Source organism: Paraburkholderia acidiphila (genome assembly GCF_009789655.1).
GTDB classification, from domain to species: domain Bacteria; phylum Pseudomonadota; class Gammaproteobacteria; order Burkholderiales; family Burkholderiaceae; genus Paraburkholderia; species Paraburkholderia acidiphila.
In genome coordinates this window covers 155,124-173,036 of sequence record NZ_CP046911.1, presented here as the reverse complement: position 1 = coordinate 173,036, position 17,913 = coordinate 155,124, and the positions used below count along the sequence as shown (strand labels likewise).

10 protein-coding genes are annotated in these 17,913 nt (G+C 61.2%); 2 read left to right on the top strand and 8 right to left on the bottom strand.

Going from position 1 to position 17,913, the window contains the following annotated elements; translation table 11 throughout:
• The first annotated feature begins 276 nt into the window (after positions 1-276).
• A complete protein-coding gene (locus FAZ97_RS25020; protein WP_199272197.1) occupies positions 277-1,602 on the top strand; it encodes an MFS transporter in 1,326 nt (441 codons plus the stop codon).
• Positions 1,603-1,614: 12 nt separating this feature from the next.
• On the opposite strand, the gene FAZ97_RS25015 is transcribed toward FAZ97_RS25020, so the two are convergent.
• From FAZ97_RS25015 to FAZ97_RS24990, 6 genes are all read right to left on the bottom strand, one after another.
• Positions 1,615-2,412, bottom strand: a complete 798-nt coding sequence (locus FAZ97_RS25015) for a sulfite exporter TauE/SafE family protein (protein ID WP_158761201.1) — start codon at positions 2,410-2,412, stop codon at positions 1,615-1,617.
• Positions 2,413-2,520: 108 nt separating this feature from the next.
• Positions 2,521-2,988, bottom strand: a complete 468-nt coding sequence (locus FAZ97_RS25010; RefSeq protein WP_158761200.1) for an H-NS histone family protein — start codon at positions 2,986-2,988, stop codon at positions 2,521-2,523.
• A gap of 234 nt (positions 2,989-3,222) precedes the next feature.
• Positions 3,223-6,693 (bottom strand): ATP-binding protein, encoded by a 3,471-nt coding sequence (locus FAZ97_RS25005; RefSeq protein WP_158761199.1) that lies wholly within the window; start codon positions 6,691-6,693, stop codon positions 3,223-3,225.
• Positions 6,694-6,696: 3 nt separating this feature from the next.
• The gene (locus tag FAZ97_RS25000) at positions 6,697-7,947 is read right to left on the bottom strand and encodes a metallophosphoesterase family protein (RefSeq protein ID WP_158761198.1); all 1,251 of its coding nucleotides are present in this window, start codon (positions 7,945-7,947) and stop codon (positions 6,697-6,699) included.
• A 2,438-nt stretch (positions 7,948-10,385) separates the two neighbouring features.
• The gene (locus FAZ97_RS24995) at positions 10,386-11,384 is read right to left on the bottom strand and encodes a ParB/RepB/Spo0J family partition protein (RefSeq protein WP_158761197.1); all 999 of its coding nucleotides are present in this window, start codon (positions 11,382-11,384) and stop codon (positions 10,386-10,388) included.
• Positions 11,381-12,589: an AAA family ATPase gene (locus FAZ97_RS24990; RefSeq protein WP_028208684.1), complete on the bottom strand. Its 1,209-nt coding sequence runs from the start codon at positions 12,587-12,589 to the stop codon at positions 11,381-11,383. The genes FAZ97_RS24995 and FAZ97_RS24990 overlap by 4 nt, the downstream gene beginning before the upstream one ends.
• Positions 12,590-13,982: 1,393 nt before the next feature.
• Between FAZ97_RS24990 and FAZ97_RS24985 the strand changes: the two genes are divergently transcribed.
• On the top strand, positions 13,983-15,326 hold the full coding sequence (locus FAZ97_RS24985; protein WP_233271893.1) for a replication initiation protein: 1,344 nt from the start codon (positions 13,983-13,985) through the stop codon (positions 15,324-15,326).
• A 265-nt stretch (positions 15,327-15,591) separates the two neighbouring features.
• Here FAZ97_RS24985 and argG read toward each other — a convergent pair whose 3' ends face one another.
• Entirely contained in the window at positions 15,592-16,926 is a 1,335-nt protein-coding gene (gene argG, locus FAZ97_RS24980) for an argininosuccinate synthase (RefSeq protein ID WP_110383903.1), read from the bottom strand.
• Between the two features lie 161 nt (positions 16,927-17,087).
• Positions 17,088-17,771: a GntR family transcriptional regulator gene (locus FAZ97_RS24975; RefSeq protein ID WP_158761195.1), complete on the bottom strand. Its 684-nt coding sequence runs from the start codon at positions 17,769-17,771 to the stop codon at positions 17,088-17,090.
• Positions 17,772-17,913 lie beyond the last annotated feature (142 nt).

Genomic DNA, 17,913 nt, shown 5'->3' with positions numbered 1-17,913 from the left:
TTATCAGTGACATTGCCTGAAACATCATTGCCACAAGCGCAACGCATTTGGGTTTCAACCAGGTGCTTCCACGTCGCGGCATCAATAAAGTGCGTGCTATGGCCTGTATCGGCATTCGCATACGTCGCGCGCAACCCATGCAATTCCATCGATGCAGGCACATTTTGGCCCCCACACGCTTTCAAAATGTAATGAGGAATCGGGATGTCCATTGAAAAATCGGCGGAAATTGCCGCCCGCTTCGACCGGCTGCCGCCATCGCGGACAGTCTGGACGATCGTGATTCTGCTGTCGCTCGGCGGCGTATTCGAGTTTTACGACCTCTTCTTCACGGGCTATGTCGCGCCCGGCATGGTGCATTCGGGTCTGTTCACGCCGGAGTCGCTCGGCTTCTTTTCGGCGCTCGGTCCGCTCAAGGTGGCAGGCTTCGGCACTTTCGTGTTCTCGACTTTCGCCGGGCTGTGGGTCGGTGCGCTCGCGTTCGGACAGGTGGCCGACCGCTTCGGGCGGCGCATCATCTTCACGTGGTCGCTGATCTGGTACATCGTGTGCACGGCCATCATGGCGTTCCAGACGACCGGCGAGGCACTCAATATCTGGCGCTTCATTGCCGGTATCGGCATTGGCATCGAACTCGTGACCATCGACACGTACATTTCCGAGCTGATCCCGGGCGGCGAGCGCGGCCGTGCCTATGCCGTCAACCAGTTCATCACGTTCAGCGTGGTGCCCGTGGTCGCGTTTCTCGCTTATATCCTCAAGGACTCCCATCCGATTGGTCTCGACTACTGGCGCGTGGTGATCCTGATCGGCTCGGTCGGCGCGGTGGTGGTGTGGTTCCTGCGCCGGAGCATTCCCGAAAGCCCGCGCTGGCTCGCGCGTAATGGCCGCGAGGACGAAGCCGAACGGATCGTGGCCGACATCGAGCGCCGCGTAAGCGCCGAAACGGGCACCGCTTTGCCGCCGCTCGGGCCGATCGCGCTGGAAAAGGCCGGACGCGGTTCGCTCGGCGAAGTGCTGCGCGCGCCGTATTTGCGGCGCACGGTCATTCTGTCGATTTTCAATATGGCGCAGGTGATCGGCTTTTACGGCTTTGCCGCCTGGGTGCCGACGCTGCTGATCGCCCGAGGCGTGCACATCACGCAAAGTCTAGCGTACGCCTTCGTGATCGCCATCGCCAATCCGTTCGGACCGCTGATCGGCGTGTGGTTCGCGGACAAACTCGAGCGCAAGACGCAGATCGTCGGCGGCCTGCTGATCATGGCGGTCGTGATTACGTTATTCGCGCAAGCCACGCAGCCGGCGGTCCTGATCGTGCTGGGTGTGCTCTTCACGCTCGCTTCGAACGTGATGTCGTACGCCTATCATGGCTATCAGGCCGAGCTTTACCCTACGCGTATCCGCGCGCGCGCCGTTGGCTTCGTGTATTCGTGGAGCCGCATTGCCGCCGCGTTCGCGGGGCTCGCCATCGGCATCCTGCTCCATCATTACGGTGTGCCAGGCGTAGCGGTGTTCATCGGCGCTTCGATGCTCGTGGGTATCGTGATGATTCTGCTTGGGCCGGTCACGCGCGGGCTCTCGCTCGAAGCGATCAGCCATTAATTGGCGCGATCGTCAAAACAGCACGTGTGATTTGACGATCATTTGCACGGCCGCGGCCAGCACGCACACGAGCACGACCACGCGAAACGCCAGTGGATGCAGGTTGTCGCGCAGCGGTCGAATCAGCAGCATGCCCGCGATGGCGGGCACGCTGGCCGCCGCCGATATCGCGAGATCGACGAGGTTGGCGTGCCCGCCGTGGCTGAACGTCGTGATGAGCGTGATGACCGAAACGACGAGAATGATCGCGATTTGCTTCGTGAACGCACGGCCCGTGGCGCCCGATGCGATCAGATACATGGCGAGCAAGGGCCCCGGCACGGCGGCGATGCTTTCCATGAGCGCCGCCCCGAAGCCGAGCGCGAAACCCACTGGCCTCGCAAGCGCGGGCGCGAGTTTGAAACGCGGCGAAACGAGCAGAAGCACCGCCGCCACGATCAACGCCACGCCCGAAGCCGCCTGGGCGTGATGCGGCTCGAGCGCGATCAGCACCGACACCCCAATCACATTGCCGATCACGGTGCCAATTAACGGCGCCGCGATATTGCGCAAGGTAGGCAGCATTTCGCCCCCCTCCAGCGCCTGCGGAATATTGCCGAGAATGATCGGCATGGACAGCAGCAGCACCGCTTCCTTGACCGGCAAGAAATGCGTAACGATAGGCATGGCCACGAGCGGCACGCCAATGCCGGTCACGCCCTTCACCATGCCGCCCAGCACGAGCGCAATGACAATGCCGAGCAGTTGCAGCATGTCGAGCGACTGCAGATGGGGCGCGAGAAGGCCCGAGGAAAAAGAAAGGCCGGCCATCGGTGACAAAAAGGGCAATAGGCGCGCGTTGCTTCGCGCCGCTCATGTGAAAATGGCCGCGGGCGTCGAAACGCCGGAGCGGCCACCGGTTCGTAAAGCGATTCTCGCTTATGCGGCTTTCTGAGCAGCTTTCCTCGCGGTTGCTGCCTTGGCGCGCTTCGCGACGGTCTTTTTCACCGCTGCCGCATTGGCACGCGGTTTCCGGACGGCTTTGGCGGCCGGTTTTGCCGCGGCGCCATCGATCAGGAATTTCGAACGGTCTTTCACGTCGCGAATCCATACCGGTGCGCGGCCACGGCCGGTCCACGTCGCGCCCGTTTTCGGATCGGCGTATTTGGCCGCAACGGTGCGCTTCGGTCCTGCGGCTTTAGCGACGTTGGCGGCTGTCGCGCCTTTGCCGGGTTTGCGGCCACGCTTCTTGCCGATGAAACGTTCGATGTCGGCCACGCTCAAGCCGTGCCTGGCCATCAGATCGCGAATTTTCGTGAGACCGAGCGACGTTTGTTTTTCCACGATCGATTCGGCCTGCTTTTGCAGCTTTGCGATCTTCGATTGAATTGCATCCAGGGTGACCATTCACGCCTCCTTATTCACGGTTTTTTGCGGACACCCTTCAAGCATCACTGGCCGATCGAATTGCAATCTTGTCGGCCGGGGCGTCGCGAAAGACAGCGTGATTATGAAGTCAAATCACGCATGCTGGCAATTTTAGACGAATATTTTGTAGTGAAAAACATGTTTCCTGATCAGACTATTGATTGTTTCGCAAACAAAGTCCCCATGAATTTTCATTACGCAACTTTCGCGCCGCTACGCGGCGACAGGTGCGCGCTGCAATTCGACAACATTGACCTGCGCGCCAAATATCTCGCGAATCAACGGCAAGAGGTGATCGTGGTGCGTGAGAAACAACACCTGAGTTTTCGCGGATAGATTCCGCAATGCCGAGAACCCGGCCTTTGCGCGTTCGTCGTCGAAATTGATGAACAGGTCGTCGGCAACGAAGGGCAAGGCTGCCTTGCTCGCCAGCTGCAATTCGAGTGCGGCGATGCGCAATGCGAGAAAAAGCTGGTCGCGCGTGCCTTCGCTCATTCCAGTCACTTCCACGGTTTTGCCGTTGCTGCGACGCGCATGCAACGCGGGCGGATTGCGTTCGTTATCCACGACGAGCCGCGCGAATTCACCGAGTGTGAGTCCGTTGAATATCTCCCCCGCGCGACGCAGCATTGGCCCCTGCTTCTGATCGCGATAACGATCCGTTGCCCATTTGAGCAGGCGGCTCGCGGTCACGGCTTCGAGATATTGCTCCGCGGCTTCACCCATGGTGCTCAGGGCTTCCTGGCGCTTTGCCTCTGCGAGCGCGGCATTGGCCTGGCCGTTGATCGCGTCGAAGGCTTGCCGCGCACTCACCTGTTGCTGCAGGCAGTCGCTCAACGCGCGCTCGACCGCATCGCGTTGCTGGTTTACGGTTGCGAGCCGCGCGGGCACCTCGGTAATGGGCTGCTCCGCGATTTCTCCGGCGATGGTTTCCTGCGCAAGCCCGTCGCCTTCGCGCACGAGCTTGTCCCGCGCTGCCGAAATCGCATTCGACAACACACGGCGAGCATCGGAGCGCTCGGCGAGCGGCAACGCCTCGTCGATGTCGTTCACGCCCGCGAGCTTCAGGATGGGCTCGACGCGCGCCTGTGCGCCCGCCACCGCCGCGACGGCATCGGCGACACGCGTGCGGGCGAGTTGCACGTCGGCGTCGGCCTGGGCGAGGGTTTTTGCCGTTTCGCGCGCGGTGGCGAGTCGCGCCGCGAGTTGGCGCGCGACGTCGATGCCATCGCCCGGCGCGGGCCATTCGGGTGCGAGCGCCTGGGCAAGGCGTCGCGCGTCGGCCTCCAGCGATTCTAATTGCGCGCGGATCGCGCGAATGCGGTTGCGGGGTACTTCGGCATCCGAAAAAGCAACCGAAATGGCATTGGCGAGTTCGACGGCGCTTTCCGCCGCCGCGAGCGTCGCGGCGCGCGTGCCGAGATTCGCTTGCGCGAGCGCGTCGTGCCATTGCGTCCGCCACTTTGCGTAGGCATCCTGCTCAATCGTCAATCTGGATTGCGCGGATTCATTCGCGCGTTCAGCGTCGCGAAGCTGCGCCTCCAGACCTTCGCGCTGCACGGCGCTCTTTTGCGCCGACTGCACGACTGTTTCAGCCACGCCGATCAATGTCGTCAGCGTGTCGCCTTCGTTTGACTTCGCCACCGGGCGCAACGATTCGAGCAGTGCCGCATGCGCCGCGATGCGCGCCGCTCGGCGCGCATCGAGCTCGCTCGCGCGGCGGTCGCTTTCGCTCTGTGCATTGAGCGCGGCTTCGCGATTCGCCAGCCACGCGCCCATATCGGCAAGCGGCAGGCCGGGCAATTGCGCGTCATTCGCAATCTGCGACCAGCCAAGGCGAAAGGCTTCGAGTTCGCGCTCGCGTTCGCCTAACGCCGCAAGCTTGCGCTGTGTATTCGCGCGCGCGGTTTCGACTTGCTGACGCAGATTCTGCAGCGTGGCGGCCGCCTGCGAAGTGCCGAGTTGCGCGTCGACGAGTTCGTCGGCCAGACGCATCGCGTCGTCCACGGTGGGAGCGCCGTCCGCGAGACTGACGCGCGCGTCCTTGACCTCGTCCCACGCGCTATCGCGGCGCAGGCGTGCCGCCTGCACTTCCGCGGTCGTGACGACCTTGTTGCCCTGCGTGAAATGCTTCTCCTGCAATTCGCAGCGCTCGATGTCCTCTTGCGCCGCCGCTGCCGCTTCTCGCGCCGCGGCCACCGCGCTCACGCACTCGCTTTCTTCCTTTTGCAACGCAGCGAGGCGCGCGGCCGACGGCAGGTCGAGCGCGCGCAGCGCTGGCACCGGCTTGCTCCATTGGCCCAACAGTTGGCGCTTCTCTTCGACCGTGCGTTGCGCATCCGCCAGTTCGCGTTCGAGCGCGCTTTCCTTCGCCACGCTGTTGCGGAATTCATGCGCATCGTCGAGCGCGGCGCGCAACGCATGCGGCACGTCCACTGCGGGCAAGCGCGCAAGCTGCTCGTGCAATTGTGCGAACTTGCGCGTCTGTTCGCCGTGCGCCTCGCGCGCTGTAGTGAGCGCTTGCTCGCGCAGTCCGTGATCGCGCAGCAGGTTCGTCACCGTCTTCAACGCCAGCGCACCGGGCAGCGCGGCACGCAATGCGGCTTCGTCGTCCGGCCAGCCAAGCTGGGCCGCGGCGGCGAATGCGGCGTCGAGATGGTTGCGAATTTCCGTTTCACGCACCAGCAATTCGCGCGGATGATTGACGCATTCGCCGCGCAGCGCGTCGAGCGCGTCGATTTCGGCGGCCAGTTCCAGTGCCGCACGATCGGGCTCGATTGCGCCATATGACGCTTGCTTGCCGGCGAGATCGAGCTGACGCGCTTCCTGCACTTTGCGCTCGGCGGCGATATCGGCTTGCGCCTTCAACAGATCGGCATAAGCGGTGGGCGGAAAATCGACGACTTCGCCCAACGCGGCCAGCTCGTTCTGCTTGAGCGAAAGCTCTTCTATATAGGGAGCGAGGCGGCGTACGCGTTCGAGCTTCGAGCGCTGCGATTCGAGACCGCGCTGTTCGGCGCGCAAACGCTCGATAGTCTGCTCGACCGCTTCAAGCGCGTCCTTTTTCTCGACCCAGTCGCGCGTGCGCACCTGCGCCGCCTTCAGTTCGCTCGTTGCCTCGGCAAACGACGTTTCCGCCTGTGCATACGCACTGCCGCTGCGCCGCGGGGCCCAGAGTTCGGCCGCGCGATTTTCCAGTTCCTCGCGCACGGGCCCGAGGCTGCCCACACCCGCCGCCGATTCGAACAACACCTGGCCGAGCTTGTCCGATGCGTCGAGAATGCTGCGGCCACCTTCAACGAGCCGCGCATGATCGAGGCCGAACATCTGCTCGAAGAACTCCTTGCTCGCACCGTCGAGAAATGCGGCGAGGAAATCGTCGGGCAGTTTGTCGTCCTGCGGGGTGCGCAGCGAGTTGCGTCCGCGCGCGCGATGAAAGCGCTGCTCGGCCGCGCCGTTCTCCAGCACGCCGCCAAGACGCAGTTCCGGCGTGCCATGGAGAAAATCGAGCGGCGTTTGCAGGCGCATGCCAAACAACAGTTCCGACACGGCGGTGCGCACCGTGGACTTGCCCGCTTCGTTCGGTCCCACAATGACGTGAAAATCGTGCGCCGCGTGGGGGAACGGCAACGTCGTGTCGGTGAACTTGCCGTATTTGATTAAATCGAGTTGCTTGAGACGCACTGGTCATTCTCCCGTGGAAAGGCGCGCGAGCAGCGCGGGACCGACCTGCTCCACCAGCGCCGCGAGTTTGCCGTCGCGGGCGAGTTCGAGTAGCGGGGCGTCTTCTTTGACTTCGCTTCGCACCTTGCCAACGAACGCGCGCAAATCGCGTTCGAGCAGCGCGAGGAATTCGGGATCTTGCGTGGCGGCATCAAGTATGTGCTTGAGATCCTCGAGCGCTTCAACGGGCTCGTTTTGCGCGGCGGCCGTATCGGCCGGGCTGGTTTCGAGCTTGACCTTTTCCAGCCACAGCTTGTCATTGCCGATAATGCCGATCTGGTTGAGCACCTCGGCGCGCAATTGTGTGGCGCGCCCGAAAAACAGCCCATGTGCGGGCGACTTGCCCGTCACCGTCACGCGCACCGCGCGCGGCACATGGGCATCGACGGATAGCAGTGCTTCGAGCGCAACGCCAATCTTGCGCGCGAGATCCGCAACGCTTTCGCAGTCGCTCGCTTCGACGCGCACGGATTCCCAGCGCAGCACATCGAGGTAGAGGCGCTCGACCTCCGTGCGACCGCCCTCGACACTCACGAGCACGGCGCCGCGGCGCCCGGTTTCGCGGATGTGCCGCCCCTGGAGATTGCCGGGGAATACGATGGTCGATTGTTCCGACCACTGCTGAAATTCGTGTACGTGGCCGAGCGCCCAGTAGTCGTAGCCTTTCGCGTGCAATTCGGCACGCGTGCATGGCGCGTAGGTCGCGTGCGCGGAATAGCCTTCGAGCGCCGTGTGGAGCACACCGATGTTGTAGCAACCGGAAACCGGCGACGGGTAGCCGAGCGCGAGATTTTCGACCACGGCCTTGTCCTTGAAGCTTTGGCCGTGCAGCGCGACCTTGATGTCGTCCAGCACGTGCGTTTCGGGTTTGCGATGACTGAATACCACCACGTTGTCGGGCAGCGTGAGTTTCCTGGTCATTTCGCTTTCCGCGTCGTGATTGCCCCACAGGGCGAAGACGCGAATGCCGGCCTTGCGCAGGCGTCCCATCTGCTGGCCGAAGAAAATGCCGGTGTTGTGGTCCTTCCAGTCGCCGTCGTAGAGATCGCCGGCAATGACGACGAACGCGACCTCTTCTTCAATGGCGCGATCGACAAGCAGGCGCAATGCCTCGCGTGTGGCATTGCGCAGTTGACCGGCCGGCGCATCGGGATAGGCGCTCAGACCATGGAGCGGGCTGTCGAGGTGCAGGTCTGCCGCGTGGATGAACTTCACGACGTGTCCTCTATATTGTGTTTGGGGGCGCTGTATGGAGAAAGGGCGATTGCCGCTCTATCGTGCGGGTGGCGCATCGTGCGCGCTGGCAATTGAAACCCTTGAATGTGGCTCGGCAACGCGGGGCAATTTTAATCGACGCGCTGAGGTGCGTTTTGGCAAGCGTGGTGCGCCGGGGCGCCGTGCATCTGTTGGCGTGCGTTGTGCGCGACTATGTCGTCGACTGTGGGAACTGTTGGGGTGTGTCGTGCACGTTGCTTCATGCGAACGGGGTTATTTTTATCTGGCGCAGACATATCGTCGAAAACTACAAAATACGTGTTAAAAAATACGATTCGCGTTGATAAGGTAGGGTTTCGCTTACCGACGACCATTTTGGCTATGTTTCAGGGTCGGAGAGCCGTTATGTTCGTGAAACAAGTACTAGAATTTGGTTTGTTTTAGGCTTGGAAGCCCCACGGGATAAAGGCTTCACCGATTCATCGGTTTTGAGAGAAATGTTTCACGGTGGAACGAGCGCTTTCTGGAGCAGGGTCGGCACAGGAATCGATTATTGGTCAGCCTTCGGCTACGGAATTGGGCGCTTCCAGTGGAGGTCTCGCTGAACTCGCTCCACTCGCTGCGTGTTTCCTGACGACCGGCACGCCGATCGCTACTTCATTGCTCGACTATGATTCGCTGAGGCTCTGGCGCGAGGTTGTGCATTGACGATTTGGGTTACTATCCGGTGCCAAGCGATTTTGTCAGTTAGTTGCATTTGTGGCGAATATCGGTGACGCAGCAAGAGCGAGTTATTCGCTGATGAGTGGGACGCCTTGCCCCGCTTGTCAGAAGCGTAACGAATAGCCGAACAGCCTCGAGTTCCGGAACGCGAAGGCCGAGTGCCGTGGGCCGCTACCGTGTTGACCGCTTCCACCCTGCTCGGGCACGACGAGTCGCGAGCGCTCCTCTGACACGCAGGCTACCTAACCTCTCGCGCTGGTCTGCCGGCTGTCCCTCAACGTATGCGTCACTTGAGAACTGCCGGGAGGCGTTGTTTCGACTCTGCCCGCGGGCACCTTGAGGGATGCTCCGCTCGAGGCGCAATGGGTGTGAGTCTGTGCATGGCGCAAGGTTGTTGCCGTCGGACGCATCAGGCGAGCAAGCGGACGGCGCCGCACGCCAATTAGTTGGGCTCGTTGGTGCGGACATGAAACGTGAAATTCAATGGAACTAGTCGTCGATGGGGCCCATCGACGTGGATATGTAAGAAGGCTTCGGCGATGTTGGGAGGCAATATCTCCCGGCGACAGGGATGCCCCCACGTTGCGCTTCGATGGCTAACCTGAGCGTTGAGCGATGCGAGCCCGCTACGGCATGCGGCTCCCGGCGTATGCAACTCATAGGGGTAGCGCGATGCAATGGGGACGCGCCAATCGGCTGTGGTATAGGCTCTTTGCGGTACGCCCGCAAAATAGAATTCATCGGTCTTTTGGACCAGCTTGATCTCAAGTCCAGTCGCGCAAATGTCGTCGCTTTCCATCGATACGCGAGCGCTCCTTATGAAGCGCCACAGAGAGCCGACTTGAGCGGCAAATACGGACGGGCGGTGAGCGCGGCGGCGCGCATCTACATGCGCGAGGTAGTGGTCTCCAGATACGACGCGCCAATCAGTTCGCTAATGTCCATTGTGCTGGCTGGCACGGTTGGACCCGGAGTAGTCAATGTGCGTCTCGGTGTGTCGAGTCGACACACCGACGGCATGTAGCCGGTCTCGGATCACAATTGCTTCAGGCTTCCACCGCACCGAGATAACACTGTGTGTCGACTCGACACACAGTCTCGGCCAGTCAGTCGGTTTGCGATCGAGCACGCACCCCACACTCAGCACCAAGCGCAGCCTGCTGCGATTACACAAAGCCTTGTCTTCACCCCCGAGACCACGTATCGCACATCGCCCCCCGACCGTGTGTCGACTCGACACAGTGCCTCGATCAAATGAATTCGAGCACCGCAGTTCCTGGCCTCCGTGCACGGCGAACGCCTCTAGTCACCGGCGAGCAGCATCCCTTCCACGCGGCAGTCGAAATCCTTTGGTTCTCAACGAGCGTGGCCGTCGTGTGTCGAGTCGACACACGAAATGTCGGCCGAGAAGCGCTGCTTTCTCAACGCACACTACCAGCGGGACGATGCGTCCCAGACGCCCTCCGCACCATCGTGTGTCGAGTCGACACACGACGCACATTGTCGCGTTTCAGTGACGGATACGTCGCTGTTCGGCGATGGTTCCTCGACCTGATAGCCGCGCATGCAAACCGCCTTCGCAAAGCGTTTTCGCAGCCGGCACCTTCGCGCCGCAACCGCGTCGCGGGTGTGTCGACTCGACACACGATCCCAGCCACAAAAAAAAAAGCCCGCCGAAGCGGGCTTTCCTCCACACCAACCATCTCGAGACCCGATCAGCCGGGCTTTACGTTGAACAGCTGACTAATCAACTCCCGGATTTGCGTCTCCTGAGCATCCGACAGCACGCCCGTCTTGAGCTTCACAGTAAAGCTGTTCGTATCCTTGGTAATGCTCCCGGCGTGGCTTTTCCCCGAAAAGATCTTCTCGATGCTGCGTTCGGATACGCTTTCGGTCGTCTCACTCCGGCCAGCTTGGGCGCCGATCGCGGCAGCCAGCTTACCTTGGTCCAGCGTCCGACCGACGACGGCTGGCCACAACTCACGCGCCGCCGAAAGCCCCGCCACGCCGTACTTCTTGATCGCCGAGACGACCTCATCGGCGGCGGACCCGCCCAGCAGTCGGGGATTCAAATCAAGATCGCGCCGAATGAAATCCGGCAGATTTTCAAAGGCCAGGAAGCGGTACAAGCCCTTGCGCGACATGCCCAGCGCCTCGGCCATGCGCTTGCGGGTCGGAAACTCCCGCTCGGCGCGGCGTAGCGATTGCCCAATCTCATAATCAGTGAGGTCTTCGCGCCCGACGTTTTCGACCAGTGCCAGCACGGCCATGTCTTGATCGGAACATTCGATTACGGAGGCACGAATGTCCTGCGCCTGAATCAGCGCGTGCGCACGCAGACGTCGTTCGCCAGCGATCAGCTGGTAACCATTATTCTCCGCACGGCGAACGACGATCGGCTCGACAAGCCCGACTTCGCGGATCGATTCGGCGAGCGACGCAAGGCCCTCGTCGCTGAAAATCTTGCGGGGCTGCCACGGATTCGGCTGAATCGCGTTCACAGGAAGCATGAGCTTGTCGCTCGTATTCTCCAGTTCCTGGATGCGCTGCTGCGCCACCGCCAACGCGCCGAGCATGCCCGGCCCGGTCTTGAACGCGCTGCTGCGGCGCGGTTCCGCCGGCGCAACGGCAGCCGGCCGTTCGGCGGCGGGACGCTCCGAAGACGAGCCGAGCTCAGCGGTCTTCGCCGCCATCTTGTCGCGGAATGAACTCACTTGCCGGCCCTCCATTGTTCTACGTAGAGATCGTCGATCCACTGTACGTAATCCGTCAGCGGCTGACGCACACGCGCCACCGTCTTGTCCGCGAGATCGCCCTTGCTGATGTCGAACACGGTGGCCATGGCGAGTGCGCCGTTGCTCATCGCGGAACTGGCCGGTACTTCGAGCGCGTTCACCCAGTCCTTGTAGGTCCGTTGCACCCAGGAGCGCACGACCGGAGCCGACGACGTTTTGCCGTAATCCACCTTCGAAAGCAGGACGGAGACGAAGTCGTACGTCTTCTCGTCACCGCGCTCCATGATCGTGTGCGCAAGGTCGGAGAAGAGGCTCCAGAACGACACCGAACTGATGAAATCCAGGCTCTCGGGCACGAGCGGCATGACCATCGCGTCGGCTGCCATGAGCGCATTGATGGTGAGATAGGACAGTGACGGCGCCGTATCCAGAATGATGTAGTCGTATTGCTTGCGCAGCACTTCCACGCCTTGGCGCAACAGGTCCCAGAATTTGAATCCCGGGTTCTTGATCACGGTACCCGGAATATGGAACTCTGCGGAAAAGAGCGTGGGGTGCGCAGGAATCACGTCGAGCCCGTCCCAGTAGGTTTCCTGCACGAAGTTCAGCAGGCCGCCTTCCATATGCGGGTCGTAGATGAACGGCAGGACCGTGCTATCCTCGGTCACTTCCTTTTCGGCATACAGACCACAGAGTTCCGTTAGCGACGCTTGCGGATCCAGGTCGATCAGCAGGACCTTGCGGCCGCGCAAGGTGAGGCCTTGGGCGAGACACATGGTCGTGGTCGTTTTCGTCGAGCCGCCCTTGAAATTGGCGACGAGTATGACCTTGCCGTCGGCGTCGCGTACGCCAGTATGGAGCGGCGTCTGATAAATATCGGAAACTTGCTGGACCCAGGTTCTCGCTTCCGGCAGCGTGAAGACCCGGCTTCGCCCGGACCCTTGTGCCACGCCTTGCGGGAGACCCTCGCGGGTGGCAAGCAGGTTGTTCAATTTGATGCGGTCAATGCCGCACATCTCTGCTACCTGAGCCGATGTGAAGGTGGGCGCCATCTTTCGCGGCCGCGGCGCCAGCATCATCTCCCGAAGCTCTTCAGATAGACGGCCGGCCTCTTCGGCAAATTCGGTGATCGCGGAAAGATCCACACGCCGATCAATCGAGGGCAATTCGATAGTTTTCGCCATTAATACGCTTTTTATCAGAATTTGGATAAAGCGTAGAATACAGGAAAAGTGTGTGAAAACACACTAATTGAGGGCGATATGAAAAAAAATGACCCTTCAAAACGGGCTGTATTGCCCTCGCGAGGCATTTCCAAGGGCAAGGCATCAGTCAAACTGGCAAAGCCACCAGCGCCCGTATAGACCTGCCTCTCCCGATCTGCCTATTTTTTGAGCAATTTGCGGGGTCGGAGCGCTTCGTCGCAACATTCGTGGTGGAGGTTTTTGTGCAGATCCAGTCTCGGATCGCGATCCGCACTGACTTCATGCTTTGTATCCTCCGCGGCGGTCACGGTTTTTGTGCAATTCCCTCGCCTCGTCTGTCGACGTACGCCGATGCAGACGGCCGGCAACGATTTTTGTGCTTCCAGATTTCTGCTACCCCATCTAGCCGGCCACAACTGCACAATAACCGTTACCGTGCGAGCCCTGGCCAAGGCTTCGCCGGGTATGCCCAACCCCGCATTGCACAAAAACCGTTACCACGTTCCCCTTCTGCATCCCGCACGGCCGCAAATCCAGACATTCCGGCGGCCCAATTCCCTCCTTAAGCGCCCCCACGCCACAGCTACACAAAATCCGTTACCTCGCACCCATGGCGAGCAAGTGAACCGCTACGCATCAGCCGCACAATAAACGTTACCTCCCCCGCTACCGTCCACGTCTGCACAAAAAACGGTGCTATGACGGCACCTTCCGTGCGTGCACAAAATCCGTTGCCTTCGGGTTTTCCCGTCGAATCGTCGCCCTGAGTCTCGTCCCATCGATAACGCTTACCCGGTTCACCACCGTCTCGGCGCGTCACCAGACAATCTGCACATAAACCACTTCCTTAGATCCACGGATCCGCACAGAAATCGTTACCCTCCCGTGCGATCCGTAGAGCCAAAGGTAGATCGCGTTCAGGTTCCCGGCGCCTGAAAGCCTCGCCACATAGCGCTTTGTGGCCAATCTACGGTGAATATCCCGACCGCATTGAGAGACGCAGCACGTCAAAATCCGTGCAGAGCATCTTTTTTGAGCGCGGTTTGTTTGTTTACTTAAAGATAAAAACCCACCAACCAACTAACGTACGCATGCGTTTCCTTTGATTTCAAAGGCTTGCACGTCAAAAGCACCGTTCTCTGTGCTCACTGCACTGTTTTATGTGCAAGGAGTTTCCGTTTTATGTGCAGTCGGTGTAGAGGAATTTGTGCTCTCAGGTACGTTTTTTGTGCGCGAGCCAGATTGGGCGCCCGTTTGAGGTAACGTTTATTGTGTTGACTTGTGTTTGCGTAGTGATAGAGTGCCCGCCAATGTCGACGGGGAGAGCGTGCGTATGTCGGAGGAGAGCGGGCGAAGGACTACAACACTGCAGATGTCGCTGGGTCTCTTTGAGGAGATGTCCGGCCAGCCGATCAATGAGAGTACGCGCGAGATCGGCTTTCAGCGCAACAATGTGTTCGTCGCCATCAATGGGCTTGGGCTGTCGTCGCGCCGTTTCATCGACGCCGCCTATTTCATTGCCGCCCAGGAGCCCGCGCCGCGCGATACCTACGACGTCGACCTGAACTACTTCAAGTGGCTCATGCGCTATGAGAGCCGTAACGTGCGCCACTTGCAGAGCGTCATCAAGGAAGCGCAGCGCGTGCTGATCGAGGTGACCGACACGCCGCCCGACCGCGCGCCCAACGAAGACGACCAGTGGATCTCCGAGCAGTTGATGGGCAGCGTCAAGATCGGCAAGGGGCGCATCCAGTTCCGCATTCCGCCGCTCATGCTGCGCCACATCACTGGGCCCGACAAGCATCACTGGCTGAACCTGTGCATCACGGCGTCGTTCTCGCAGACCTACGCCCGCGCGATCTACGACTACGTGCTGCCCTACGTGGCGGCTGGCCTGACCGACTGGATCGAGCTCGACGTCATGCGGCGCTGGCCGGGCAAACTCGGTACGAGTGCGTCGGAGTTCAAGCATTTCCGGCCAAAGTATCTCGACCCCGCGGTGCGGCAGATCAACGAACTGTCCGACATCGACCTGAGCTACGAAACCCGCGCCGATTCGGAAACCTCGCGCAAAATCAACAAGATCCGGTTTCGGATGAAGCGCAAGGACACGGTCGCCGCGTTGCTCTCCCGGCAGCCCGATGCGCACGACCTGCTGCTTACGCTCAAGGAGGAGTTCGGCCTGAGCAACAAGCAGTTCGACGTGATTGCGGAACATCGCATGAGTTGGACTGATGAGCGCATCCAGCAGGCCATCGAATACACGCGTTTCCGGCTCAATCAGGGCAAGGTGACCAAGAGCCCTGCGGGTTATCTGATGAAGGCGCTGAGCCACAACTGGCAGGTCTCGGAGGCCGAGCGCAAGATGGTGGCGATCCAGAGCGAACTGGCCATCACGGCGACTGCTCAGGAGACCGCCAGGACGGTCGCGACCACGGCGGTCAAGCAGAGCATCGCGGCGCGCGACGAAGAGGCGAGGTCGCAGCGCAACGAGGAGGTCAAGCAAGGCCGCGAGCACTTTGAATCGGCCGACGAGAAGACCCGTAAGGAACTGGTGCGGCTCTACATCGCCTCGCAGGCCGGCAAGCTCATGCTGCGCCGCCTGAAGCTCGAAGCGGGGGCCCTCTCCGACGCCAACATCCTCAACCACTCCGATTTGTCGTGGTATTTCGGGCAATTCGTCTACGGGAAGATGAAGCAGCTTGCCGTGCAGTGAGTGTGTTCAATACGCTCGACGGCTGATATGGCGGTGGGCGTATTGAGAGCTCGCCCCCACAGCCCGTCATTGCCTCCCGCGTTCACGCAGCAAAAAACAGTCGGTCGATCAATGGGTTAGGCTCTAGTCCCAGGTGTTCTCCACAGGCTTGCCAACAAAATCTGTGGGTAACTCCAACGGCGAGGCGCAAACCCACAACCCCGCAACGCCATAAAAAAAGGGAAGGCGCATTGCCTTCCCTTTCTTCACGAGAACCTCCGACGCCTTACTTCTTCTCGTCGTTCAGCTGCGGCAGCGTATAAGCCGCACCCGGCGCGAGCAGACCGACCTTCGAGTACACACGCAGCTTCTCGCGCGTATCCGTGATGTCGAGGTTGCGCATCGTGAGCTGGCCGATACGGTCGCGCGGCGAGAACGTCGAGGCCACCTTCTCCATCGACAGACGCTCTGGCTGATACGTGAGATTGTCCGACTTCGTGCTGAGGATCGAGTAGTCGTTGCCACGGCGCAGTTCGATCTTCACTTCGCCGGTGATGGCGCGTGCCACCCAGTGCTGGGCCGTTTCGCGCAGCATGATGGCTTGCGGGTCGAACCAGCGGCCCTGGTACAGCAAGCGGCCCAGACGGCGGCCGTTCTCGCGATACTGCTCGATGGTGTCTTCGTTGTGGATGCCCGTCACAAGGCGCTCATACGCGATGTAGAGCAGCGCCAGACCCGGGGCTTCGTAGATGCCGCGGCTCTTTGCCTCGATGATGCGGTTCTCGATCTGGTCGCTCATGCCCAGACCATGACGGCCGCCGATGCGGTTCGCTTCGAGCAGCAGTTCCACGGCGTTCGGGAAGGTCTGGCCGTTCAGCGCGACCGGCTGGCCTTCCTCGAAGCGGATCGTCACTTCTTCGCGGTCGATCTTGACGTCGTCGCGCCAGAACGCCACGCCCATGATCGGGTTCACGATCTTGATGCCGCTTTCCAGGCTCTCGAGGTCCTTCGCTTCGTGCGTGGCGCCGAGCAGGTTCGAGTCGGTCGAGTAGGCCTTCTCAGCCGACATCTTGTACTCGAAGCCCGACTGGCGCATGAACTCGGACATTTCCGAGCGGCCGCCCAGTTCGTCGATGAACTGCTGGTCGAGCCACGGCTTGTAGATCTTCAGGTCCGGATTGACGAGCAGGCCATAGCGGTAGAAGCGCTCGATGTCGTTGCCCTTGTAGGTCGAGCCGTCGCCCCAGATGTTGACGCCGTCTTCCTTCATCGCGGCCACGAGCATCGTGCCGGTCACGGCGCGGCCGATCGGGGTCGTATTGAAGTACGTGACGCCCGCCGTCGAGATGTGGAACGCGCCGCATTGCAGGGCGGCAATGCCCTCCGCCACGAGCTGCGCGCGGCAGTCGATCAAACGGGCACCGGCGGCGCCGTATTCGGTCGCGCGGCGCGGGATCGAATCGTAGTCGTCTTCGTCGGGCTGGCCCAGGTTCGCCGTATAGGCGTAAGGCACGGCGCCCTTGAGCTTCATCCAGTGCAGCGCGGCGCTGGTGTCGAGGCCGCCGGAGAAGGCGATACCGACCTTTTGGCCGGTCGGAAGGCTTTCAAGAATTGTGCTCATGATGAGAAAGGACCCGGTAGAACGAGAATGCGGAAGGAATTCGGTCGAATCGTCAAGTATGTTGTATCCATGGCCTTTCGGCAAGCCTGGCGGGTAGGGCGGCAGGCCCCGTTCGGCGCGGGACAGACGTCAATAAAAAGGGGCACAGCGAGCGTGCATGCTCAGCGCAGGCTGTCCCAGGCGGCTTCGATCGCATGCAGTGCGCCCATCACGATCGAGCGGTTCAGCGCGGCGGCCAGCACGCCGTCGCGCTCGGCGTAGGCCTCGCACAGCCGCTGGTGGTCGGTGCACGAACGCTGCAAACGCCCCGGTAGCGACGTGCTCAGGTGGCGCAGGCGGTTCGTGCGCATGCGCATGGAGTCCAGCACCTCCTTGAAGATGCCGTTTCGGCTCACGCGCAGTTCCTCGTCGCGAAACGCGACGTTGGCCCAGAAGTAGCCGTCTACGTCGCCTTTGGCCGCGACTTCGGCCAGCTTGCCATGCGCGCGCCAGAGTGCTGCGATGTCCTCGTCCGTGGCGTGCTCGACGATGGCGAGCGACACCTGACCATAGAGCAGGGCGCGCAGCGCGTAGATTTCGCGCACTTCCTTCAGTTGCATGGCCGCCACGCGCGGGCGGCGGCGCGGCGACCAGTCGACCAGCCCCTCGCGCGTCAGCGCGAACAGCGCCTCGCGCACCGGCGTGCGGCTCACGCCGAAGCGTCTGGCGAGATCGACCGAATTCAGATCGTCGCCGGGACGCAGCCGGCCTTCGATAATGCCGCGCGCCACCCAGTCGACGATCTCGGCCACGCTCGACGGCTCGCCCGTTTCCGGGGCGGCCATGACGCCGACATCTTCATCCATGCGCTTTCCCCCGAGGCGCCGCGACTGGGCGCAGCGCCGCCGATTGTAACAAATCCCGTGTCCGTTCTGCCTTCGAAGACACCGGTCGGATGCTTAAGTGTATACACTAAGAAGAGAAAATCTCGTAGATATCCAAAATATC